General features: G+C 59.2%; 27 protein-coding genes and 2 pseudogenes. 17 read left to right on the top strand and 12 right to left on the bottom strand.

Features of this window, described 5'->3' with window-relative positions; genetic code table 11:
• The 4 genes from ASD00_RS05300 to ASD00_RS05285 all read left to right on the top strand — a co-directional run.
• Positions 1-1,524, top strand: a 1,524-nt coding sequence (locus ASD00_RS05300) for a hypothetical protein (protein WP_057205156.1), incomplete at its 5' end; no start/stop codon positions are given.
• A gap of 12 nt (positions 1,525-1,536) precedes the next feature.
• A complete protein-coding gene (locus tag ASD00_RS41405) occupies positions 1,537-2,634 on the top strand; it encodes a pyocin knob domain-containing protein (RefSeq protein WP_244496004.1) in 1,098 nt (365 codons plus the stop codon).
• Positions 2,634-2,978 carry a hypothetical protein gene (locus ASD00_RS05290; protein ID WP_057205153.1) on the top strand — a complete coding sequence of 115 codons (345 nt, stop codon included), beginning with the start codon at positions 2,634-2,636 and terminating at the stop codon, positions 2,976-2,978. Before ASD00_RS41405 ends, ASD00_RS05290 begins: the two co-directional genes overlap by 1 nt.
• Positions 2,965-3,306 carry a hypothetical protein gene (locus ASD00_RS05285; protein WP_057205149.1) on the top strand — a complete coding sequence of 114 codons (342 nt, stop codon included), beginning with the start codon at positions 2,965-2,967 and terminating at the stop codon, positions 3,304-3,306. The genes ASD00_RS05290 and ASD00_RS05285 overlap by 14 nt, the downstream gene beginning before the upstream one ends.
• Here ASD00_RS05285 and ASD00_RS05280 read toward each other — a convergent pair.
• Entirely contained in the window at positions 3,303-3,524 is a 222-nt protein-coding gene (locus ASD00_RS05280; protein ID WP_156585460.1) for a hypothetical protein, read from the bottom strand. The two genes, ASD00_RS05285 and ASD00_RS05280, sit on opposite strands and share 4 nt — an antisense overlap.
• A gap of 68 nt (positions 3,525-3,592) precedes the next feature.
• Positions 3,593-3,820, bottom strand: a complete 228-nt coding sequence (locus ASD00_RS05275) for a nodulation protein (RefSeq protein ID WP_156585459.1) — start codon at positions 3,818-3,820, stop codon at positions 3,593-3,595.
• Positions 3,821-3,916: 96 nt separating this feature from the next.
• Here ASD00_RS05275 and ASD00_RS41400 point away from each other — a divergent pair.
• From ASD00_RS41400 to ligD, 5 genes and pseudogenes are all read left to right on the top strand, one after another.
• Positions 3,917-4,122, top strand: a pseudogene (locus tag ASD00_RS41400) (lysozyme); the annotation flags it as partial.
• A gap of 1 nt (position 4,123) precedes the next feature.
• Positions 4,124-4,669 (top strand): glycoside hydrolase family protein (locus ASD00_RS05270; protein ID WP_244496003.1); only part of this gene is annotated, 546 nt, incomplete at its 5' end.
• A gap of 117 nt (positions 4,670-4,786) precedes the next feature.
• Positions 4,787-5,026 carry a hypothetical protein gene (locus ASD00_RS41395; RefSeq protein WP_082523437.1) on the top strand — a complete coding sequence of 80 codons (240 nt, stop codon included), beginning with the start codon at positions 4,787-4,789 and terminating at the stop codon, positions 5,024-5,026.
• The gene (locus ASD00_RS05260; RefSeq protein WP_057205135.1) at positions 5,027-5,401 is read left to right on the top strand and encodes a DUF1515 family protein; all 375 of its coding nucleotides are present in this window, start codon (positions 5,027-5,029) and stop codon (positions 5,399-5,401) included.
• Between the two features lie 36 nt (positions 5,402-5,437).
• Positions 5,438-6,622, top strand: a complete 1,185-nt coding sequence (ligD, locus tag ASD00_RS05255) for a non-homologous end-joining DNA ligase (protein WP_348272060.1) — start codon at positions 5,438-5,440, stop codon at positions 6,620-6,622.
• Positions 6,623-6,651: 29 nt separating this feature from the next.
• Here the strand turns inward: ligD and ASD00_RS05250 are convergent, their stop codons facing one another.
• On the bottom strand, positions 6,652-6,900 hold the full coding sequence (locus ASD00_RS05250) for a hypothetical protein (RefSeq protein WP_057205128.1): 249 nt from the start codon (positions 6,898-6,900) through the stop codon (positions 6,652-6,654).
• Between the two features lie 306 nt (positions 6,901-7,206).
• On the opposite strand from ASD00_RS05250, the gene ASD00_RS05245 reads away from it, so the two are divergent.
• The 3 genes from ASD00_RS05245 to ASD00_RS05235 all read left to right on the top strand — a co-directional run bounded on the left by ASD00_RS05245 (position 7,207) and on the right by ASD00_RS05235 (position 10,631).
• On the top strand, positions 7,207-8,046 hold the full coding sequence (locus ASD00_RS05245; RefSeq protein ID WP_057205125.1) for a DNA adenine methylase: 840 nt from the start codon (positions 7,207-7,209) through the stop codon (positions 8,044-8,046).
• A 145-nt stretch (positions 8,047-8,191) separates the two neighbouring features.
• Positions 8,192-9,460, top strand: coding sequence for a hypothetical protein (locus ASD00_RS05240; protein WP_057205123.1), 1,269 nt, complete (start codon positions 8,192-8,194; stop codon positions 9,458-9,460).
• Between the two features lie 4 nt (positions 9,461-9,464).
• Positions 9,465-10,631, top strand: a complete 1,167-nt coding sequence (locus ASD00_RS05235) for a restriction endonuclease (protein WP_057205120.1) — start codon at positions 9,465-9,467, stop codon at positions 10,629-10,631.
• Between the two features lie 305 nt (positions 10,632-10,936).
• On the opposite strand, the gene ASD00_RS05230 is transcribed toward ASD00_RS05235, so the two are convergent.
• The gene (locus ASD00_RS05230; RefSeq protein WP_239637568.1) at positions 10,937-11,494 is read right to left on the bottom strand and encodes a cation diffusion facilitator family transporter; all 558 of its coding nucleotides are present in this window, start codon (positions 11,492-11,494) and stop codon (positions 10,937-10,939) included.
• Between the two features lie 150 nt (positions 11,495-11,644).
• Between ASD00_RS05230 and ASD00_RS05225 the strand changes: the two genes are divergently transcribed.
• Positions 11,645-11,851, top strand: coding sequence for a hypothetical protein (locus ASD00_RS05225; RefSeq protein ID WP_057205117.1), 207 nt, complete (start codon positions 11,645-11,647; stop codon positions 11,849-11,851).
• Between the two features lie 97 nt (positions 11,852-11,948).
• Here ASD00_RS05225 and ASD00_RS05220 read toward each other — a convergent pair whose 3' ends face one another.
• The 4 genes and pseudogenes from ASD00_RS05220 to ASD00_RS05205 all read right to left on the bottom strand — a co-directional run.
• Positions 11,949-12,719, bottom strand: coding sequence for an adenylate/guanylate cyclase domain-containing protein (locus ASD00_RS05220; protein WP_025426705.1), 771 nt, complete (start codon positions 12,717-12,719; stop codon positions 11,949-11,951).
• Positions 12,720-13,167: 448 nt separating this feature from the next.
• Positions 13,168-13,530, bottom strand: a complete 363-nt coding sequence (locus ASD00_RS05215) for a hypothetical protein (RefSeq protein ID WP_025426706.1) — start codon at positions 13,528-13,530, stop codon at positions 13,168-13,170.
• Positions 13,531-13,690: 160 nt separating this feature from the next.
• A complete protein-coding gene (locus ASD00_RS05210; RefSeq protein WP_025426707.1) occupies positions 13,691-13,951 on the bottom strand; it encodes a hypothetical protein in 261 nt (86 codons plus the stop codon).
• A gap of 148 nt (positions 13,952-14,099) precedes the next feature.
• Positions 14,100-14,582: pseudogene (locus tag ASD00_RS05205) on the bottom strand (peptide deformylase); the annotation flags it as partial.
• A 288-nt stretch (positions 14,583-14,870) separates the two neighbouring features.
• Between ASD00_RS05205 and mgtE the strand changes: the two are divergent.
• Positions 14,871-16,292: a magnesium transporter gene (gene mgtE, locus ASD00_RS05200; protein ID WP_025426709.1), complete on the top strand. Its 1,422-nt coding sequence runs from the start codon at positions 14,871-14,873 to the stop codon at positions 16,290-16,292.
• Positions 16,293-16,362: 70 nt separating this feature from the next.
• A complete protein-coding gene (locus ASD00_RS05195) occupies positions 16,363-16,749 on the top strand; it encodes a MerR family DNA-binding transcriptional regulator (RefSeq protein ID WP_025426710.1) in 387 nt (128 codons plus the stop codon).
• A gap of 73 nt (positions 16,750-16,822) precedes the next feature.
• On the opposite strand, the gene ASD00_RS05190 is transcribed toward ASD00_RS05195, so the two are convergent.
• The 3 genes from ASD00_RS05190 to ASD00_RS05180 form a co-directional block, all read right to left on the bottom strand.
• On the bottom strand, positions 16,823-17,296 hold the full coding sequence (locus ASD00_RS05190; protein WP_025426711.1) for an isoprenylcysteine carboxylmethyltransferase family protein: 474 nt from the start codon (positions 17,294-17,296) through the stop codon (positions 16,823-16,825).
• A 3-nt stretch (positions 17,297-17,299) separates the two neighbouring features.
• Complete coding sequence (locus ASD00_RS05185; RefSeq protein ID WP_057205114.1) at positions 17,300-18,307, bottom strand: DUF1624 domain-containing protein; 1,008 nt, start codon at positions 18,305-18,307, stop codon at positions 17,300-17,302.
• A 132-nt stretch (positions 18,308-18,439) separates the two neighbouring features.
• Entirely contained in the window at positions 18,440-19,132 is a 693-nt protein-coding gene (locus tag ASD00_RS05180) for a DUF599 domain-containing protein (protein ID WP_025426713.1), read from the bottom strand.
• 692 nt (positions 19,133-19,824) lie between these two features.
• On the opposite strand from ASD00_RS05180, the gene ASD00_RS05175 reads away from it, so the two are divergent.
• Both ASD00_RS05175 and ASD00_RS05170 read left to right on the top strand, forming a co-directional pair.
• A complete protein-coding gene (locus ASD00_RS05175; protein WP_025426714.1) occupies positions 19,825-21,225 on the top strand; it encodes an L-serine ammonia-lyase in 1,401 nt (466 codons plus the stop codon).
• A 77-nt stretch (positions 21,226-21,302) separates the two neighbouring features.
• Positions 21,303-21,740, top strand: a complete 438-nt coding sequence (locus ASD00_RS05170; RefSeq protein WP_025426715.1) for a DUF1489 family protein — start codon at positions 21,303-21,305, stop codon at positions 21,738-21,740.
• A 250-nt stretch (positions 21,741-21,990) separates the two neighbouring features.
• On the opposite strand, the gene ASD00_RS05165 is transcribed toward ASD00_RS05170, so the two are convergent.
• Positions 21,991-22,260, bottom strand: coding sequence for a hypothetical protein (locus ASD00_RS05165; RefSeq protein WP_025426716.1), 270 nt, complete (start codon positions 22,258-22,260; stop codon positions 21,991-21,993).
• Positions 22,261-22,335: the final 75 nt, after the last annotated feature.

Below are 22,335 nucleotides of genomic sequence, written 5' to 3'. Positions count from 1 at the left end.
ATGGTTCGCACGATGATTGGCGTCGACAGCACCGGCGCCGGCTGTATCAAAATCATGAAGAGCGATGCTGACGATCCGCGCACTACGCCGGATAGTGAGCGCTGGAAGTTCCTCTACAACAGCAAGTTCGGCATTCAAGCGAGCTTGTGTGACATATGGGTGGTCAACACCTTCCAGGCTGGCAGCGGCCCAAGCTACTATCCCCCGGGAAGCAATTCCGCGACGTTCGCTTACATGTCCGTCACCATTGCGCAGGGAACGCTTTGGGGGTTTCGCAATACCGCTTTCCCTACGCTCCGGTATGACGTCCCGTTGTTTGACGTGAAGGCGAAAAAGGGCGGCGGAAGCAATGTCTACAATCAACAGATGGTCGCCTGGACCGACAACGGTGCCTACTACCACGGTCAAGGCGGCTTCTATGCCGTGGGAAATTTCGCTCAAATTGGATGGGCGGAAAACATGGTTCTCAACAATAATCTGGGGAGCTTCTCCTACGGGACCCCAATCGTTGTCACGCCGAACGATACGATTGATGATTTCAACAAATTTCGATCGCGCGACAAGCGGTTGATCGTCTGGAATTTGCCGGGGAACAACGTCGCGCCGGATGACGCCCCCGTTTTGGCGCCGAACGGCAGCAAGACGATCAAGATTACGTCAACAGAAATGAAGATCGCAAAGCCGGGCTACAATGTGGACGCGGCAACCGTTCAGCAGATGGCGTTCGATGCCTCCAAACTCCCGGTCAAGGTCATCGCTGCAGCGGATATCGCGCTTCCCGCTGGTGTGAGCTACTACAACACCGGAGTTCCGCTACCCGATACCGTCGCACTTGATGTTCATTTTTACGACAGCGCGGCGATCATGTATCCGTCCAATCCGCAAGTCCTCGATTTCGGCGCCGAGTACTGGTTTGACGGGACGAACATCGGCTTCAACGCGACAAAGGCAATGCGCGCGCGCTTCATGCTCTACCTTGAGGATACAAGCCCGCCGACCGGTGGAAGCAATAAAGTCTTGCGAGAATTCACTGAAGGAGGCGTCGACGTCGTTCAATTCCTTCGTCCTGGATCCGCAGATCCGCCGGCATGGAAAGACGTCGTCATCGATAGTCGGCGTCCGCAAGTCCAAATCCTGGCGCAGGGGTATTTCCCATTCGGTGCGGGTAACGACCTGATTACGGACATTCCATTTGACGGGACCGGGATGTTCCCGATGGTGAAATACCTRACGCATCATGGCGCCGGGAACGGCGCGAGCCTCGGGCAAAGCAACCTACCCATGTCGTGGAGCGCGTTGTGGCGCCTGCCGTTCGTGAAACGGCTGAAATACAGCTACAGCGGCCAAGGCCACGCCGGCGAAAGCACCTATTGCGAACTGACGGCGAACAACGCCCGGTTCCACACCTTCGCGGGGAATGTCGGCGATTACTACAATCGTGCCGACAGCCCCGGCAACTGGCGGACCTCCGGTGCCTACGCGCCTATCGGCATCCGCTACTACATCTTCGGCATTCCAGCTTAGGAAACCCCTGATATGACCGCACCCTATGTAACGGGCACCGTTTCGGTGACCGCCGGCAGCGCCGTGGTGACAGGCAATGGCACCGCCTGGCAAACCGGCCTTGTGATCGGCGGGCTGTTCGGCCTCGACAGCGCCAATGGAAATCCGGTTCCGATCCTGTCGATCGAGAGCGATACGCAACTGACGCTTGCCAAGCCTTGGCGTGGGACCACGGCTGCCAACCAGGCCTACTGGATCGTGCGCGATACGGCCTACGGACAGCAGCTAGTCGCCAACGCACAGGCTCTTGCCACTTACATCCAGAGGCTCGACAATCCGGCGTTGGCATCGCTTGCCGGGCTTACCCCGGCCGCTGATCGCATGCCCTACTTCAATGGCGCCGGCAGTGCTGCGCTCGCAACGCTGAGCGCATTCGCTCGAACGCTGCTCGACGATCCTAGCGCAACCACATTCTATGCGACGCTCGGGCAGATCCCGAATGCTCAGCTTCCAGGCAGGCTGCAGCAAAATACCGGCGCCAATGTCGTGGCAGATGCAAATGACGCTGTCGACAGTGGTGAGTATTGGGTGGGTGGGGACGCCTTGAACATCCCCATCGCGGCGTCGGGGCAGATCGTGGTTTGGTCGTCATTTTCGTTCGCCAAATCGCAGATCTTCGTCCGCCTGAACACAGGACAGCTCTGGTATCGAGCCATGACAGCTGCGGGGACTTTCACGGCTTGGAAGCCCTTTCTATTTCGCGATGAAATCCTGGCGGCTGTTTCGCAATCTGGCGGAATACCGACCGGCGGGATTATGGATCGTGGGTCAAACGCYAATGGTTGGTATTTCAGATTTGCCAACGGCGTCATGATCTGCGTCTCCAATAATATCCCGCTGGCGTGTGACACAGCGGCGGGGCCGATCTTTGTATCTACCGACACCCCTTGGAACCTTCCGGGCGCGTTTGTTGACGGGAACTTTTCCGTCAACATGTCGATCAAGACCGGGCAGCGTTGGACTTCCGGGCGTCCAACATCAACAACTCAGGCGTATGTCAGGCATTGGGCCCATTTGACCCAAAGCACAATTGTTGACGGCTACGCGATAGCAATAGGTAGGTGGTTCTGATGAAGATCTGTCTTTCTCCATCACGGCGAGATGACGCGCTGGCCGTCGTGAAGGCCGGTGACGTTCTGACGATCAATGGCGCGGCATTCGATTTTTCGATGCTGCCAGACGGCGCAACGATCCCTAACGGCGCGATCCCGTGCGAATGGATCATCGGCCCTGTCGAGCGACTGGCCGGACGTCTTCATCTCACGTTGATCCTGCCGCACGGCGCCAATCCTTCGCCTGCCGTTGCGTTCCCTGTCGCGCTCCACCATCCGCCGGATGGCGAGCTGGCTCTGCCGTTTGACCCGCCACCCGCCGAAACTCCCATCGTTGAGGAGCCCGCCAATGTGGACGGTTGACCAATCGAAAATCATCACAGCCGAGCAGAAGGCTGCGGAAAGCATCGCCGCGCTGCAGGGGACTTATACAGCCGCCATTCAGGGGCATCTCGACGCCAAGGCCCGCGAGCGGCAATACGATGGCATCCAGACCGCCATCACCTATCGCGACGATCCGAACCCGCAGTTTGCGGCCGAGGGCGCTGCGCTCTTCACCTGGCGATCGGCGGTGTGGACTTATTCCACCGCCGAGCTGGCGAAGGTTATGTCCGGCGAGCGGGACCGGCCCAGCGTCGAGGAATTTATCACCGAACTTCCCGCATTCGTCTGGCCGCTGGTCGAAGCTTAAAGCGCCTTAGCCACCACCTGCGTCGCGACAGCGACCAGCAGACCCGCCAACGCCACGGCGGTTCCGTATCTCGCCACTCTTAATCGACGCCAGCGGGCGCCATTCCAATCATAGCCCATCAGATGCTCCATCACGGAAAGAACCGCAATCCGGAGAGCTGGATTGCGGTTCCAAGTTGCCGGCGGGGGKCAGGGGGCGGCGGCAACTATCGAGAGCATGCCGCTCACTCGTTAAGTGAACATTGCGAATCGGGCGCACCTTTTCACTACTGAGAATCTACTGGTGGTCAGCGAACCATTCGCGGGCTTACGCCAGCCAGCATCTTGACGATGTCGTCCTCCAGTTCCTGACAGAGGTCTTCAAATTCCTTTAGCATTTTGGGATCTGATGTCCGTTGCTCGCGCAGTTCATCGCGGCTCAACACTGCCATGCCGTAGGCTTCCATCAACTCATTGAGTGCCGCGAAGTTGGCGTCGGAAATCTGTTTCCGATGTGCCGGCAGGCGCATCATCATCCGTGCTCGCCCGACCCTCTCGAAGTCCATCACCCGCTCCTCAGTCTGTCGACTGAGAAGATTGTCCCCCACCAAAATGAAAGTAKCAACATGAACATGAACCGACGCATCAACGCGGCGGGCCTTGCGCTCGTCAAGCAGTGGGAAGGTCTGAAAACGAAGGCCTACCAGGACGTGGCCGACGTCTGGACCATCGGTTACGGCCATACCAGCGCCGCCGGCGCGCCGGTGGTAAAGCCGGGCATGGTAATCACCGAGACACGCGCCGAAGAGATCCTGCGCGCCGATCTCGCCACGTTCGANCATACCAGCGCCGCCGGCGCGCCGGTGGTAAAGCCGGGCATGGTAATCACCGAGACACGCGCCGAAGAGATCCTGCGCGCCGATCTCGCCACGTTCGAAGAGCGCGTTTCGCGCCTCGTCAAGGTGCCGCTGACGGATAACCAGTACGCCGTGCTCGTATCGTTCGACTTCAACACTGGCGGGCTCGGCAAGTCGACGCTGCTGAAGAAGCTTAACAAGGGCGACTATGACGCCGTCCCGGCGGAGTTGATGAAGTGGGTCTATGCCGGCAAGAAGCGCATTGAAGGGTTGGTCAACCGCCGTTCGGCCGAGGTGGGGCTTTGGGCCAAGGGTGCGTTTGTCTCGACCAACACGCAGCCGGCCGCAGCGAAAGCGCCGGAAGTTGTGACGAAGGAAAACGTCAGCTGGGCCGCCGGCATTCTCTCAACTGTCGCCTTTGCCTTCACCGGCAATGGTCCGCTGCAGTGGGCATTAGCCGGGATCCTCGTCGTAGCCTTCGCGATCGGGGCGTTTCTCTTCATTCGCAAGCGGCTCGATCCGGCATGATCCCCTGGCCGAAGATCCTCGGCGGCGCGCTCGTGCTCGCCGCCATCACCTGGGCCGTCCTTGAGATCCGCGAGGACGGCGCCCGATCAATCACCAACGCATTCGAGAGGCAAAACAATGCGGCGGCACATTCCGCGGGCGATGCTCGCTCTGACTATGACACTTGCCCTGACGGCCTGTGGGACTTCGCAGCCAGCAAGTGTCGACGGCCTGCGGCGGGTCGTCGGAACTGACCTGGTCGGCGCGCGAGGGGCGACGCCGGCGGATCAGCGAAAGATAGACCGGACTGTTGTCGGCCTTTGCGCCGGCGGCGTTTGGACAAAGGCGGAATGTGTGCGGCATGGGGAAGGGCGCTAGATGGCACCTGCGGATATTGATGCATCAGTGCATAGGCAGCTCGGCGAGCTGGTCGCGGGCATGCGTGGCCTGCAGGACTCGATCAAGCGGCTAGAAGATGGCGCGATGCGGGCAGAGGACAAGGCGGCAGCTAGTCGCGCCGGTGTCCACAGTCGCATGGATCAGTTGGTCGACCGGGTCGGCGATGTCGAGGCGTCAGTGGCGTCGATCGGCGCGGACGTCGCTGAAATGAAGCCGGTCACGGATGATGTGAAGCGCTGGAAGCTGATGGGCATTGGCGCGCTTGGTGTGACCGGAATTGCGGCCATGGCGCTTGGCGTCAGCTTCGCCGAAGCGATCCGGCGCATCGTGTTCGTTATCATTGGCAAGGTCTGAAAAAGGGAGCGGCCCCTGGGGAAGGGGCCGCGAGAGTTGGACAACGGCTGCGGGGGGACTGCCAGTTGCCCATGGGGTGCGAACAAAACGCCGGCGTCGATAAATTGTTCCGTCCGCGCAACCCAAAAACGAGATGACACCCTAATCACGCTGTGCCTTAAATCAGCGATGGCTAAGGCACCTCCTAAGGGCAAGCGCCCGAAACAGTTGCTCCTCGAAGAAGACGCTGTGCTGCGCGGGCAGCCGAAGGGGCCGCGCGACCCTAACCAGCCGCGCCTGCCTTTCGATCCCATGCCTGATCGCGTCGAGCCTTGTCTGGCGCTCCTAGCCAAGAGAGTACCGGCTGCTGGCGACTGGTCATTCGAAATCAAGTGGGACGGCTACCGCCTGGCGGTCCATATCGAGGCAAGCCGCGTGCGGATCCTGACGCGCGGCGGCCATGACTGGACGCACCGTTTCCCGGCGATTGAGGCGGCGGCGAAGGTTCTTGGGCCGACAACCATGATTCTCGACGGCGAGGCGGTCGTGCTCGACGAGGCCGGGCGTTCGAACTTCGGCATGCTTCAAGCGGCATTGGGCGGCCGAGGGGGCAAGCGCGAAGCCGATGAGGCGCGGTTCTATGCCTTCGACCTTCTCTACTTCGACGGTCACGACCTGCGCGGCATGGAACAGCGGGAGCGCCGGGCGATGCTAGAGGATGCAATTGACGAGGGCGGCACGGTTATTCGATTGTCAGAAGAGATTGAAGGCGAGGGTGCGGCGATTCTGGCGCATGCCTGCAAGTTGGGCCTTGAAGGTATTATCGCCAAGGACAGGCGGGGGCCGTACCGTTCCGGCCGGCTCGGTGATTGGCTCAAACTGAAATGCATCCAGAGCGACGGCTTTATCGTCGTTGGGTTCGAACCTTCAACAAAAGTGACCGGTGCGATTTCGCGGCTGTTGCTGGGGGCGAGGCGAGGCGACGAACTGGTCTATGTCGGCGGCGTCGGCACAGGCTTTACCGACAAGATGGCGCGCGACCTGCGCAAGCAGCTGTCGGCCATACCGGCGAAGGTGCCGCCGGTCTCGCTCAAGCGGAAGAACGCCGTGTTCTGCGAGCCAGCGTTCGTCGCCGAAGTCACCTATACGGAGATCACCAGCGACAGGAAGCTACGGCATCCATCGTTCAAGGGGCTGCGCGAGTTGGCTGACAACGCCGACGTCTTCGACCTCGGCGAATAGCCTCTGCGCGACGACGACCAGCTTCGCAGTCATCCCTGAACCGGGCGCTCGCCGGCAGCCGGCGCCTGTACTCGAACCTCGACATTCTTGCGGCCGCACTTGCTGCATTTCACGTGACCCCGAACATAGATCGGATGATCCCGCCCGAGCTTCTTCGCGAACGGCTCGATGCCGCTGATGCCGCCGCGTTGGCAATCCAGGCACCAGAGATTGAATCGATAGCCGTCATCCAGCAGTTTGCCGAGCGTGTCGATTATGACGGTCTGTTTCCCAGACATGCGCTTTCCTCCTCGATCGAGGCTTCAATAAACCGCATGTCGTGAAAGGCGCCCGCCTAGCGCCTGATGTTCTAGCTATGTTCGCAGCGTGTCCGTGTCAATGCGGGCCCGGCGATGCTCGAAGAATTGGCCGGAGGGTTTTCCCTCCGGCCCTTGGCTGCCCGGCCACGGGTGGTCGCAGCCGCGAGGCTGCAACGGCGGGTGCTGATTGGCGTCGTACCCCGCCCGGCAATCATCTCGGATCATTGCCACACCCGCTGCCTGCGCAGGCGCTCGGCGGTGTGCCAGAAAAAATGGTCCTCGACAATGCAAGATAGTTTTCAGTTCACGGGCGTTCGCCCTGTGTCCCCGCCGGCGGCTTACCTCGGCGGCAAAAAGCAACTCGCGGCGCGCATCGCCTCGATGCTCGAACAGATCCCGCATAACCTCTATGCCGAGCCCTTTGTCGGCATGGGTGGCGTCTTCCTGCGACGATCGCTCATTCCGAAGGCGGAGGTCATCAATGATCGTTCCGGCGACGTCATCACCCTGTTTCGAATCCTGCAGCGGCACTATCCGCAGTTTATGGAAGTGATGAAGTTTCAGCTTTCGTCGCGTCGTGAGTTCGAACGACTGGCGGCGACCGATCCTTCGACGTTGACGGATCTCGAACGCGCTGCGCGTTTTCTCTATCTGCAGCGCCTCGCGTTTGGTGGCAAGATTGCGGGTCGATCCTTCGGCGTCGATACCACCGGCTCGGCCCGTTTCAACATCGGCCGGCTCGGCGTCATCCTCGAAGAGGTTCACGAGCGACTTAGTGGCGTGGTCATCGAGAACCTGGATTGGCGAGATTTCATCGATCGCTACGATCGACCTGGCGCGCTCTTCTACCTCGATCCGCCGTATTTCGGGAACGAAAGCGATTACGGGAAGGGTGCCTTCACGCGAGATCGGTTCACCGAGATGGCCGAGCACCTGGCGACGATCAAGGGGCGGTTCATGATCTCGCTCAATGATAAGCCGGAAGTCCGTGAGATCTTTGCGGCGTTCCCAATTGCGCGGGTTGATCTGACTTACACCGTTGCCGGCGGCGGTGGGAAGGATGTTGGGGAGGTTCTAATACTGGACGGGAAAGAGCCCGGTGTCGCAAACATGCCTCAACCGTAAGCACCGCCACCGCCAGAGCGGAAGAGCTGTGGACGGCCTGCGCCGAAAAGTGAATTAGCGGGGCAGGCCGAAGTACGAGGCCTCTAGCGTTCTGTTCTCGCCTGGGTATAGTCGAGCACAATTTTAGATAGCGAAATCGAGAGAAATGGAAAAGAAAACAAAAGGCGCTTGGTTGCTGGCCCAATCGAAAAACTTGGACGGATATCATGGTCCTGGTGCCGCTCGAATAGAAAATGTTTCCTACTCCGGTAAGATTGGGCGGCTCTACAACTTGCTCCGCCGTCACGCGGATGAGCAGAGCACGTTCACGATATCTCGGCATACCGTCGACATGGCGTGTCAGCTAAATGATATTGATAAGCCAGCTCGGCAAAACGGGCTCAAAGTGCTTGAAGAAGCGGGGCGCGTTGACGTAGCCGGGGACGGGTCAATCGCCGTTTTGGGTGCCACAACGGCAGCCGTCTTGGAGGCCACAGCAGAAATCTTCGAGGACCAGAATCCGAGCGCTGATGAGCAAGCGATCCTGGACTTATCGGAGCGCGTCTCCGACAGGCCCGTGGATCGCGCTGAGGCGGAGGAATATATCTCCGACATGCATAGGCTTAAGCGCGCCGACGCAAAATCTCTGATTGATGTGTCCAAGGGAACCGGGCTGATTGATGAAGAGGGCACCAGCGGCGAAGGTATCCTCTTCAATTCGAACACCTTTCGGGATGGAAAGTACGCGCAAAAGGCACACCGGGTTCTAGAGCAGCTCACTGGGGCGGAGAGGAGCCGACTTTCCGAAGTGCAGGAAAAGCTCTCTGCTCGCGGCGCGATGTACGACGCAGAGGTCGAAAAAATTCTGGGTCCGGACCTCTATAGGAGACTAATCAGCGTTGGCGTCTTTGATAGAATGGAAGTTAGCAATAGCACCGAGGCGGTCGGTTATATCGCTTCTCCTAATGACTTTCAAAAGTTTGGCCGGCCGTTTGAAGAGGATCCGATCGATGATGCCAAAGCACTAATTGCGTCGTTGACCTACGGCCAGACCAGGAGTCATCACGTTCGGGGGCAGATCACGATGCCGTCTGCTCTAATTCGTAAGCTCGTTAGAGGCGAATCGGTGGGAAAGAACGGCGTTCGAGCCATCGGCGAGGATTATCGCGAGCTGGAAGCACGTCAGGTTGTAGAGGTGACGGAGCGGAGTTCGGGGCGCTACACCATGCGTCTTCTTAAGAAGGATGTGGGCGAACTTGCGTTGACAATTGTCCGAGGTGGTGCGGCGGCCGAGGAGGCCGTACTTATGGATGGATCGCCGGCCCGTGCGTTTAAGGGACCCCACGTGACCAGAAATGAAGTGCGCAAAAGAAATGACATCGCCGACCGGCGGTTCGTCCTCGATACCTTGGACAGCTTGAGAAGCGGGGAGTAACGCTGTGGCTAAGGGTGCAGGTCTTGAAGAATTGGTGCGGGCGTACTTTGCCAGTCAAGGGTTCGTTGCGCTTCGCAGCGTCCCTATTCAATTCGAGAATGAAGACGTTACCGATGTCGATGTTTGGATTTATGGCAGGCAAGGTGGAGGCGTACGCACGCGATCGCTCGTGGACGTCAAGGACAAGAAGTCGCCAAAGGCATTCGAGAGAGTTATGTGGACGCGTGGTTTGCAGCTTGCTCTGGGATGTGACCGAGCGATTGTTGCCACCACGGACAATAGCCCAAAGGCCAAACGTTTCGCGCTTCAGCATAAAGTTGTTCTGTTGACAGCAGGCTTCTTGCGCCATTGGGCGGATGAAGACTTCCTCCAGGATCGATTGACGCTCGAGGAATTCCTCGAAAATATCCAGTCTTATCCCGCACAGAAGCAGGATGGGGATTGGGTGAAGCAGATCGCGTCCGCCAAATCGGCGGCTGCAAGTCTGGCGCCGTATCCAGCTTTCAACAAAGCTTTAAGTTCGTTTCGGTTCTTCGCGGAGCGCGCCGCAACCAGGCCCCACCATCGGGAGCAAGCCCTACGTGGCGCATTTCTATCTGCTGGACTTGCCTGCATGGCATTGGACGCGGCGCTTGCGGGGTTGGCGTTCGAAGATCCACAAGAGAGGTATCGGCAGCTCTACGCAGGCGTGACCTATGGCGACGCCGGTGATGGTCGCGTTAAGCACAGTATAGATACAGTGCTTAACGTAATGGCCAGTGGAATGAAGAATGGGCGAGTGCTAGCCCGCCAGACCAGCGACGCTTTCCACCAAATGTTCGCTGATGTCCGAGCAGAGATAATCGCGGAGTTTTTTGGTAAGGAGCAAAACGCTGCTCTCCTCTTCAAAGCGGCACGGGAACTGGAGATGCGAGCCCATATGCGGAGCCGTTCCGACCTTACGACGCTTAACGTCGAGGTGAAGTCGATCATCGGTGTGTTCGCCGATTTCGCCGGCGTCAAGCGTCCCGCTCTCTTGAGTACGGACTTTGAGGCTGCAGGGGGGCCTTCGATTGGAAGACGGGCTGCCGGGACGGCCGTCGTGCCTCAAAGTGGCCCCTCGGCGGTTGAGGAGGTCGCTGAAGATCCGGGGCAGCGCAATAGCGAGGATCCAAATCCGAAGCTCTTGTGAACTTGTCACGGAAATCCGTCAGGTGCACACTTGAAATGGCGATTTGACGGGGCGCCGATCAGATCGATAAAACGCACCACAAAATGCACTACAGATGGCGAAAATATTACTGTAACTGATTGAAATATATGTGAGGCGGCGGGAAATCGAAACATCTCGACCGCACCAAAGAAAACCTGCTTCGGCAGGTTTTTTTGTTTTTATCCCTATACTTAGCGCAACGGTGTCCCACGTCGGGACCATGCGTGGGACATCTGTTCGTTCCATTGCACCAAGCGCGAGTTTCCGGCTTCAATTCGTACGAATTACGCCACGGCGTCGTGTTCCTCGCGCGCAGCTTCCCAGACTTCCCGCGCTGCATCCAGGTTCATCAGTGCGATCCCCAGCCCAACAATTAAATCCGGCCAAGCCGACTGCCACAGGTAAGCCGTCGCCAGGCCCGCGCCGATGATGGCGACATTGGCAAAGGCGTCATTGCGGGCAGACAGGAATGCCGCCCGCGTGAGGCTGCCGCTTCCATGGCGGTACGCGGCGAGAAGGTATGCACAGAACAGGTTGATCAGGAGAGCGCCAAAGCCAGTCAGGGATAGTGCAAAGGGCTCAGGCGGGATTGGATCCATGAACTTCGCCCAAGCCGTCCATAAGAAGGCCAGCGCGGGGACCAGAAGAATGAATGCCATCGCCATACCGACACGTGCACGGCTCCGCGCTGTCCAGGTGAGCGCAAAGAAGATCAGGATGTTCACGGACGTGTCTTCGAGAAAGTCGACACTATCGGCCAAGAGGGAAACGGAGCCGATGGCAAGCGCAACGAAGAATTCAACCCCGAAGTAGCCTAGGTTCAATAAGGCGACGATGAGCACGACGCGGCGTAAATTGTTATCCACTAAGGGTTTCCTTCATCCACTAAGGGTTTCCTTCAGAGCTACCGAAATACACCATCGACAATTTTGACGCACTTGCCAGCAATAGATTGCTATCCTGAGCGTTAGGTTTCGAGATATGCACTGCTCATGGAAGCCTCTGCCAACGCAGCCAGCAATGCCGGCTGCGCACCGGTCGCCATAGACGGAGGTGCTCTGATCACCGTCGTCCGGCTGATCGCGAACCGCTTGCTGGTGCGTCTGGCGCAACGCGAGATCGGTACCGGTGCGGAAGGTCAGATGGAGCGCTCCCTTCGACAGGCAAGGCGCATTTGGGTGAAGATGTGGAAGGCTTGATCGACGGCGAGCGGCCGCCGGAGCTTGCGGCAGCGATTCGGCAGAAAATTGGCTGGTTGCGCCAACAGTGAGAAACGGCTTAGCCGACCGTCTATAGTCACCTTGTCTTGAGTACGTTCGCCTGCACCGGGTGCTCGATGCCCTTCAGCGAAAGCAGACGGGTCTCGGAGCCATCGATGAAGTCCGGCGCTTGGGCGGCCGTCTCCGCTGATACCAGGATCTCGCCGGCACCGGCCTGGGATTCGAGCCTTGCAGCCTGATTGACGGTGCCGCCGATTGCGGTGAAATCGCTGCGGAAGCTTGAGAATTCGCCAATCTCGACATCGCCGGTATGGATGCCGACACCAACGCCGAGCGTATGACCAAGGGTGCCTTCGAGGACCAGGTTCGAGCCGTCCAGGGCTGCGTGATGTCGCTGTATATCCATCGCCGCCTTGATCGCAGCACGAGCATGATCCTTTATCTCGATCGGGAAGTTGAAGATCGCCATCAGGCCGTCGCCCATCTGCTTGTTGACGATGCCGTCATGCGCCCAAACCGCCTGCGCGCAGCGATCCTGGAAAAGGCTGACAATTTCGCTCAGCTCAAGCGCTTCGATCCGCTCCGACAGATGCGTGAACCCCCGCATATCTGCAAACAGGATGGTAGCGCGGGTGGTTATGTGGCGTTGCTTCTTGACGTAACGGAAGGAGCGTTCGCAGATCGTGCAGATGTTTGGATTCATCTTGCTTCGGGTGATGCCGAATGCGCGGAAGGGAAGGGCAAGCGGGCCGCGGATCGGGATAGGTACGCGCATCTGATCCCAGCAGCCCCGGCATATGTTGGCGTTGCTGTGATGGGCAGGCTCGGGGGAAGAGGCAGTCGTCATGCCCTGCAATCTCGTCAGGCCGCAGAAACCTTTTGGTCGCGCGTTAATAAACTTCTAATATTCAGTTGCTTTTGGCAACTCGTGGTTTGGATCGGGCGACAATAAAGGCGCGGCGTATTCTGCTGCGCGTCTCACCCTGCAGTGTCAGCCGACTGCCGCCCGCCAGAACATCCGACTTCGCTGGTAACCCGAAAAGTGCGAGGGAGGGAATTGCGAGGGGGGAATAACGGAAGTCGCGGTTACGCTTGCGCTTTGCGATCCGCGCAAGGGGTGACCGGCGGAGATGCTTGGCGCGCGCTCCGCTCCTCGAAAGCTGGATTGTTCATTGTCCAGCTTCCCCAAGCTTTCGCCTATCGCGCTTCAACCGGTCTTCGAGCTTCTCTTTCGAGGATAGGCGCTCTTTGCGGCACCTTCGTTACTCGGCGAAAGCCCGAACCGGCAGCTGCTGTCATTTAACCGTGCCGTCGGGCGAAACTTGTTGTGTTTCGTCGCCGGTGCTTGAACCTGCGGTCGGCGCGGTATTCGTCGGTGCCGGTATCCGGCCCTGCTTGTTGTCGATGCTGCCGGTGTGCTCCGGTGATGGTTGCGGTTGGATCTGGTCGACTGCCGTGGTCCGTTCGCTATCGCTGTTTTCGCTCCAGATTTCGGTGCCTCCCCACACAAGCAGCGCCAGAAACAGGCCAGCACCGAGGATTGCCAGAACACGCACACCCAGCGGACCCTGACGGCTTTCGCGCGCCGTAAAGTCCTCCCGGTCGGGATCATGTGTTGCTGAGATAGGATCGCCTCGCTCATCCAGATATTTGCTCATCGGATGACCTCCGTTGTTGTCATCGTAAACAACGGGCATAGAACAACAATGTTCCGTCTTGAGGCAAATCGCCCGGTCATTGGCCAGGGATAAGAGAAGCCGGAACGCCAACGAATTGGCGGCCCGGCTTCATATGTCATTTCAGCATGAAACGTGATGTTCAGTTCGACCAGGTGTCGGCGACACTGCGACGCACGAGCTTGTAGCTGTGATCGGGTTGAACTTCGTAGGTTTCGTAGACCATGGTGCCCTGGTGCAAGAAGCGGTTCTGAATCATCGTACCCGGCGCCGCCTGCGTCTTTCGCATTGGACCTGTCTCGCCGTAGGTGAGGCTGCCCGGTAACGGCTCGAGGTTGGGGGGGGCGGTGTTGCATCCCGCCAGAGCGAGAAGGGCGAGGATTGCGACATGCGTCGGTCTCATAGGCTGATCCTTGATTGAAAACCTGTGTTTGACACTAGACATTTGGTCCTGGGACGAAAAGCTCGGGTTCGATTGATATACTGCAGTCTGCTCGATCTCCTCGGTGGACGGCGCTCGCCAGGTCAGTTTCGCGCCAACTCGCTTGTGGTTTCTCGAACTTCTTGACGGCGCGCTCCCGCTTCAGTCGCGACAGGCGCTGGATCCAGAAAATGCCGTCGAGCTGGTCGATCTCGTGCTGGAGACAGACCGCCATCAGGCCGTCAGCGTCTTCCTCGACAGGCGTACCGTCGAGTGTCTGGTACCGAACGCGCACCATCCCGGGGCGCTCGACGTCTTCGGAAATTCCCGGCATCGAAACGCTGCCTTCGGCATGTTTGACCATGTTGGTCGAGTGCGAGACGATCTCGGGATTGACGAAGATACGCACACCACTTTCGCGGTCGAGTTCGATCACTGTCAATCGCTGCAGGATGCCTATGTGCGGCGCGGTGATACCGATCCCCGGTGCCGCGCGCATCGTGTCGAGGAGGTCGTCCGCAAGCGCACGCAAGGCGGCGTCGAACTCTTCGACGGTCTTTGCTTCCCGGCTCAGCAACGAATCTGGAAAACGAAGGATGGGGTGGATCGCCATCTGAAGCTCCTCGGCTGCGGCCGCATAGTGCTATCCGATCGCCCCGTCGATGTCGACTGCGCGTGCGCACGAGCGTTTCCCATGTCTTTGCAACAGCTTGAATAAATCTGTTGCCGCAGTGGCGACGTCCGCGTCTGCGATGTGGACCTCGGCAAGGCTTTGCGCTAGCAGGGCTGTAAGGCCCAATTCTGAGAGGAAGATCTGGGCGGCAAAACCGGCAGTGATGTACCCTTTCCAGAACCGCGCTTGGCGGGCTGGAAAGTTGGCAATCGTTTCGAGGGCGCGCTCATGAGCAATACCGGCGACGACGACCGCGATTCCGAAGAAATCCCCGCCTATGATGGGGCGGACATCTATGCCGAAGACGGTTCGGTGCGCTCCGACTTCCTGATGCATGTCGGCGCGGCGATTGCCGACCGCGACACGATCTATCTCCGCCAACACGTCGCCGGCCTGCACTCGTCCGAAATGGGCGACCTGCTCGAGGCGATCCAGCCGGAACAGCGCCTGGCGCTCGTCTCGCTGCTTGGCAAGGACTTCGATCTTTCGTCGCTGACCGAAGTCGACGAGGCCATTCGCCTCGACATCGTCGAGCATCTGCCCAACGAGCAGATCGCCGAGGCGCTTGGCGAGATGGATTCGGATGATGCCGTCTACATTCTCGAGGATCTCGATCAAGAGGACCAGGACGAGATCCTGGCGAAGCTGCCCTTTACCGAGCGCGTTCGCTTGCGTCGTTCGCTTGATTATCCCGAGAGCACAGCCGGCCGGCGCATGCAGACGGAGTTCGTCGCGGTGCCACCGTTCTGGACCATCGGCCAGACGATCGACTATATGCGCGAGGACGCGGACCTTCCGGAAAGTTTCACGCAGATCTTCGTCATCGATCCGACCTTCAAGCTCCTGGGTGCCGTTGATCTAGACAAGGTTCTGCGCTCCAAGCGCTCGATCAAGGTCGACGCCATCATGCGCGATACCAGCCATGCCATTCCAGCGGAGATGGATCAGGAAGAGGCGGCGCAGCTCTTCGAGCAATACGACCTTCTTTCGGCTGCTGTGGTGGACGACAACGGCCGGCTCGTCGGGGTTTTGACCATCGACGATGTCGTCGACGTCATCCAGGAGGAGGCGGAGGAAGACTTGCTGCGTCTGAGCGGCGTCGGCGATGAGGAGTTGTCGGACTCGGTCGCCGACGCTTCCCGCTCACGCGTCCCGTGGCTGTTCATCAATTCGATGACGGCCTGTATCTCCGCCTCTGTCATCGGCCTTTTCGATGCGACGATCCAGCAGATCGTGGCGCTTGCCATCCTCATGCCGATCGTCGCGGGCATGGGTGGCAATGCCGGCTCGCAGACGATGACCGTGACGGTGCGCGCGCTTGCGACCCGCGGCCTCGACATTCACAACGCGCCACGAATCATCCGGCGCGAAGCGGGGGTGGGTCTCTTGAACGGCATGATCTTCGGCACGCTGATCGGCCTTCTGGCCGGCCTCTGGTTCCAGGATCCGAATATCGGCGGCATTATCGCCACGGCGATGCTCATCAACATGATGGCCGCGGCCCTTGCCGGCATCATGGTTCCGCTCCTTTTGGAACGCTTTGGCGCCGATCCGGCGGTCTCCTCCGCCGTCTTCGTGACGGCTATTACCGATATCACCGGCTTCTCCAGTTTTCTCGGTATCGCCACCTGGTGGTTTCACGTCACGTGACGTTGCCGGTTGTTTGACTTTTACGTCAAGGTCAACGATAGTGATGGTCAAGAAATCATGGAATGGCAGCGTGAATAAGTACTATAGCATTACCGAATTGACGCGGGAATTCGGCATTTCGACCCGAACGCTGAGGTTCTATGAGGACGAGGGCCTCATTCATCCGGAGCGTCGCGGACGGACCCGCATGTTCCGCCCCGCGGATCGCCGGTTGATACAGGAGATTCTCCGGGGTCGGCGCATCGGTTTCACGATCGCCGAGATCCGCGAGATCATTCAGGTCTATAAGGACCCGCCCGGCGAACTTGGTCAGCTGCAGTTGTTGATGAGCCGCGTCGAGGCGAAGCGCGAAGAGCTCCGGCAGAAGCGCAAGGATATCGAGGACACGCTCACCGAACTAGACAATGTCGAGGAGGCATGTCTGACGCGTCTCGCCGAGATCGGCGTCGGCACCTGATTGGGTACCATTCAGCGCATGAAGATTAAAAAGGTGGCTTTGGCCGCCTTTTTTATTGTCTATAAGCAGCCGATCAGATCCAGCGGCTCGTATGCCGGCAGTAGCGCTCGAACTCGAAGCCGAAGCGCGAAAGCAGATGCCGCTCCTCGTTGCGAATGGCGAAGATCGTGGTCAACATCACCGCCGCAATCGCCATGATGAAGAACCAAGGATTGAGTGTGATCAGGCCAAAGCCGATCATCATCAGCGTGTAGCCGAGATAGATCGGATTGCGCGTGAAGCGGAACGGTCCGTAGGTGACAAGGCACGTGGCGCACCGCTGCGGAAGTACGGCGGTGTGGCGATCCAGCAGCGTCTTGACGGCCCAGAGATCGAGCCAGATTGCTGTCGCGACAAGGATGGCGCCCGAAATCCAAGGCACCCAGCCGTGGCCATGAACCACCGGGATGGGCGAATATCGTGCAAGCAGCAAGGCTGCGAGGGTGGCGGTCCCGTAGAGCAGGGCCGGCCATGGGAAACTCAGCGGCTTGGCACGATAGGCATTCATGTCCTAGTCCCCTGATTGCACGTCCATTGTGCACTGGCCGGCGATTCGCGCAATGCGTTCATCCGTGTTCACGTTGATCTTTCCCCTGTTCAGGTCGTCGAACAGGTTCTGTTCCACCAGACGGTCGAGCGTACATCCGCAAAAGGCGTCACAAGGCACGGCCGGATTGCCACGGCCGCAGGCCTCGACGCAGTTGGTGCGGTAGGCCTGCTTGGGATCCGGCAGTGTCGGCGGCGAGACCAGTGAGAAGAGATAGACCAATCCGATGAGCAGCGGCTGGTGGAGGAGGTATATGGCCAGACTGTGACGCCCCCCGAAGATCAGCGCTTTCGTCCACAGCCGTCTCTTTCCGTCGTTCACCGGGCGCTTGGCAAGCCATGCCATCAGGCGTGCATGCACAAGCTTTGCGGTGCCGAGACCGAGGAGGAACGGTGCGAGCCACGGCAGCAGCGGCACGTAGTCGTTCGAGCGCGGAATCGTTTCGGAAAGGCCGACCCACCAGAGATAGGGTGCGTCGAAGATCGCAGAGCGGAGATAGAGCGGAGCGGCAAAGGCGGCGGCTGCAGCCACGAACGAAACGATTGCCGGAAGCGGCAGGAAGAGAAGGCCGACGAGGCTCGCCGCGGCAATCGAATGGAGGATCCCGAAAAATATGAAGGTGTTGGGGAAGGCGAACCAGGTCGCAATGCTGATAACCGCGGCCGCGCCGGCAATCTTGGCAAAACGACGCATGAAGGCATCGAAACGTATCCTCGGCCGTTGCCCGAGCACGAGGCTGTAGCCCGCCAGAAACAGGAAGCTGCTGGCGATCAGGCGCGCAAAAATCTTCCACCCGCCGGTACCGGCGGTCCCAGCCGCGACATAGCCAAAGAATTCCAGATCCCAGACGAAATGGTAAAGCGCCATGGCCACCAGTGCCAGGCCGCGCAGCACATCGATAAAGACGAGCCGGCGATGGGCGCTCGTCGTTGGTTGCGGTTCAGCGGTTGAGGTCATGTTGCTATCGGACATGGTGTTCGCCATCCTGTTGGCGCCAATGAGATTGGCAGGTCAGGCTTGCGCCAGACCGGCTTTGATTGCTTGGAAATGGAATATACGGCTGGATTCCCGTCCTGAGATATCCGAGACGCGTGGCGCGAGCAGTTAGCGGGCGGCGTCTTCCAACAGGGCCGCGCGCGCCTCCGAGAAGAACTGCCGGCGGGTCAGAACGAAAATGACGAAGATTGTCAGGCCGACGAAGGCGTAGGGGCTGATGAACCAGCCGAGATAGCCGATCGACAGGAAGATCGCCCTGAGACCGGCATTGAAGTGCTTTGCGGCGAGCACGTTCATGCGCACCGCGCGTTCGGCCGCGATCTCGGCGGCGTGCCGGTCGCGTATCATGTCCGCCGTCATCGGTATGCCGCCCATGAGGATCGAGCAGTAGTTGAACAGGCGATAGGACCAGCCGAACTTGAAGAAGGAATAGCCGAAGAGGCAGGTGAGCCCGGCGACCTTCAGCTCGAAGGCCGTTCGGCCCCCGTGGAAGACATAGGGCATGTCGGCGAAGATCATCTGCACCTGCTCGGTCGCGCCCAAGAGAGCGAAGCAGCCGCCGAGCGCAAAGATTGTTGTCGAAGCGAAGAAGGCGGTGCCCGCCTGCAGCCCGGCGATGATCTGGGTGTCGATCATTTTCAGGTCTCGGTTGAGCGAATTGCGAATCCACCGGCCACGATGCTCGTTCATCAGCCGCGTGAGACTGATGCGTTTGAAGCCACGGGTACCGTCTGTTGCCCAGCTGAAGCCGGCCCACAGCAGGATGAACACGGTAAGTGCTATGTAATCTTCGAAGGTCATACACGTGTTTTTGGCATGGCTTTTGGAAATTGCAAGGTGGGCGCGCCTGTGGAGAATCGGCGCTGCATCAACTAGTGTGATGAAATTGCGGCGGAATTTCTTCCCGCAAAAATGCGCGAACCCCAACGTTTGCTGTGTTGACCGGAGTGCGGATGCGCCCCTGTCACCTTTTCGCCATATTTCACCGTTGCGTCTTTACACTTTCTTCAGTATGGATTGCGCCATGCACGGGCCCTTGATGTGTGGCCCGCAGCCGTTGAGAGTTTTTCGGAGACATCATGGACAATACAATACAGAAGTCTTGCTGGGGCGTGACTGCTCGCGCCGTAGCCGGTTTCGCTGGCGTTCTTGTTCTTGCTTATCTTTTCGGCGGCCTTTGATACCCAAAAGTCCTCTGATTGACAGCGCGGCTTCCCGGAAGCCGCGCTGTTTTGATTCCGGGCAGTCGTATCGCGGGTTCGGGCGGCTGCGGACCGAATCGTCGGCGCAATGTCGCACCAACGGGAACTTATGTCGGTTGATCGCCTGATCGACAGGGATAGGATGGCTTAGAGTTTGATCCTATATCTAAGGGTGACGGTATTGCTTCGGTCCTGAGGAGGGATCGAGTTTGTATCGACTGTGCAATCATGCATATGACCGCATCCGGCGATGGGCCGGCGGCATATGTTCAGGCTCCGGGCAGGCAATTCATGTTTCTTTCCGTCTTCGACGTCTTCAAGATCGGCATTGGTCCTTCGAGTTCGCATACGATGGGCCCGATGTCGGCCGCCAATCGCTTTCTCGAACTCATCCTGTCCGACGAATGGCCGCGTCCGTCGCATGCCTCCGTCGCCGCCATCAAGGTCAGCCTGCACGGCTCGCTTGCCCACACCGGCATCGGCCATGGTTCGGGCAGGGCGGTTGTGCTCGGGCTTGTCGGCGAGCGTCCCGATCGCGTCGACCCCGACCGCATGGATGCACTGATCGACGACGTCGAGCGCACCGGGCGCATAACGCCGCCGGGCCATCCATCTTACGAATTTCAGCCGAAGACCGATCTGATCTTCGACAAGAAGGTGCCCTTGCCAGGCCACGCCAACGGCATGTCCTTTTCGGCCTTCGACAAGGACGGCCGCCTTCTGCTCAAGCGCATCTACTATTCGATCGGTGGCGGTTTCGTCGTGACCGATACGGAACTCGAAGCGATGCGCGCTTCCAAGAACAAGCCTGCTGGCGTCAAGGTCCCGTTCCCCTTCAGCACTGCCCAGGAAATGCTCGACATGGCCGCCCGCTCCGGCATGACCATCGCGCAGATGAAGCGGGCAAACGAAGAAACCACCATGTCGCCGCAGGAACTGAATGAGGGGCTCGACCGCATCTGGGGCGCAATGAGCAGCTGCATCGACCGCGGCCTTAGCCAGGACGGCATCATGCCCGGTGGTCTCAAGGTGCGCCGGCGCGCCCGCTCCATTCACGACAAGCTGCAGGAAGAGTGGCGCTCCAACAAGATCAACCCGCTGCTCGCCAACGACTGGTTGAGCGTCTACGCCATGGCGGTGAACGAAGAAAACGCCGCCGGCGGCCGCGTTGTGACGTCGCCGACGAACGGTGCCGCCGGCGTCGTTCCGGCGACCATCCGCTATTACATGCATTTCCACGACGATGCCGATCAGGACGGCGTTCGCGACTATCTGCTGACGGCAGCTGCCATCGGCGGTATCATCAAACACAACGCCTCCATTTCAGGCGCCGAAGTCGGCTGTCAGGGCGAGGTCGGTTCGGCCTCGGCCATGGCGGCAGCGGGCCTTGCTGCTGTCATGGGCGGTTCTCCGGAGCAGATCGAAAACGCCGCCGAGATCGCGCTCGAACATCATCTCGGCATGACCTGCGATCCGGTCGCCGGCCTGGTACAGGTGCCTTGCATCGAACGAAACGCACTCGGCGCCGTCAAGGCCGTTACTGCAGCGTCGCTGGCGCTCAAGGGCGATGGTCAGCATTTCGTGCCGCTCGATGCCTGCATCGAAACCATGCGCCAGACCGGCGTCGACATGAACGAGAAATACAAGGAAACGTCCACCGGCGGCCTGGCGGTCAATGTCGTCGAATGTTGAGCGGCGCACGAACGATTGTGGATGACGCTGCGCAATTCGCTTGACCGTGACGGCCGGACGGGTGTTCAAAAACAGCCATGTCTCTGCATCTCATAAAGCTCTGCGTCGGAGCGGAATCGATCGATGATCTGCGCGAATGGGTTTCGCGCAAGGCCCTGGCTGCGATTGCCGCCGGCCTTGAACCGCATTCATACCACACCACCCGAATGGTGCCGAAACGCATGGACGAGCTGCTGGAAGGCGGCTCGCTCTATTGGGTCATCAAGGGTCAGGTTCAGGCGCGCCAACCGCTGATCGGTATCGAAACCTTTACGGACGGTGAGGGGATCGGTCGCTGCAATCTGCTGCTCGGACCCGAAGTCGTTGAAACGGAGCTGCAGCCGCGTCGGGCCTTCCAGGGCTGGCGCTATCTCAAGGCTAACGAAGCGCCTCGAGATCTGGCGTCGCTTTCGGGCGATGGGGCCGAAATGCCTCTCGAGCTCCGGCGCGAGCTTGCCGAACTCGGTCTGCTCTAAGAGCCTTTCCAGGAAGAGTGCGAAGCGGTTTTCCGCCAGGAAACGCGAAGAACCAAAGAAATAGAACGCTTCAATGGCTCCGTTTAGGACGGAGCGCTCAACTGCATGTTTCCTTAAATCCTATTCGATTTAAGGATAAAAACATGCAGCAATTCAAAGCGCTGCAGCGACCTTTGCGCGTCTAATAAGACGCGCGGCGCTGTGGCCAGACGAAAAAGGCGGCCGAAGCCGCCTTTCAATCTCAGTCTATTCAAAGGATGCGCATCTTCAGCGGGTGGCGACGACCGGGTGCCGTCACGTGAAGATGGATGCCGGCGCGTGGCTGTGTCGAGCGCCAGGCGCGTGCACCATGGGTCAAGAGCATGCCTACCAGATCCTTGGTCTTCGCCTTCGGGCGGTTCAGACCGAGATCGGCAATGCGCATCGCTGCCTCATGCAGCGGATGCAGATTGATGCGCGACGGTTTCGCCCGTCGCCCGGGCAAGGGAGTGACACCCGGAACATTCTCGTTCATTGCCATAACTAACCTCGTACGCTTTACAAAACCGAGGAGGGTGGTCGGACTAACAGATCGGCCACCGAAACTAAATGCCGT

This window comes from Ensifer sp. Root31, from assembly GCF_001424825.1.
GTDB classification, from domain to species: domain Bacteria; phylum Pseudomonadota; class Alphaproteobacteria; order Rhizobiales; family Rhizobiaceae; genus Ensifer; species Ensifer canadensis.
Note: the sequence above shows the minus strand (reverse complement) of the source record. Positions and strands in the feature narration are given on the sequence as shown.